Annotated in this window: 1 protein-coding gene; it reads right to left on the bottom strand. The window is 69.5% G+C overall.

Translation table 11 applies throughout. The features are described from left to right. A partial coding sequence (locus PZH32_RS12280; RefSeq protein ID WP_275208532.1) for a fumarate hydratase C-terminal domain-containing protein occupies positions 1 to 318 on the bottom strand: 318 nt, incomplete at both ends.

Here is a 318-nt window from a genome sequence, read left to right as displayed (position 1 = left end):
GGACTGCGCTTGCCCTTGCCGATACAGGCCACGATGCCGGCCTCGAACAGCTGGGGCGTGGCGAAGTCCATGCGGCTGGCGGTGGTGGGGCACACCGAGCCCAAGGGGCGCCCTGCGGCTGCGGGCGTGGGGCCGGCGTAGAACAAGGTGGCGCCTTCCAGATCAAAGGGCAGACGGCCGGTGTCCTGCAGGCATTGGAGGGCGCGCTCGTGGCCGGCATCGCGCATGGTGTAGACCGGGCCCGAGAGCAGTACGTGGACGCCGGCTTCCAGGTCGGCCACGGCTTCGCGGGTAATCGGCAGGGTGAGAGAGACAGAT

Origin of the sequence: Adlercreutzia equolifaciens, assembly GCF_029076695.1 — a bacterium.
In the GTDB taxonomy this organism is placed as follows: Bacteria; Actinomycetota; Coriobacteriia; order Coriobacteriales; family Eggerthellaceae; genus Adlercreutzia; species Adlercreutzia equolifaciens_A.
The sequence above is the reverse complement of the archived record's forward strand: the minus strand, read 5'-3'. Positions and strand labels throughout refer to the sequence as shown.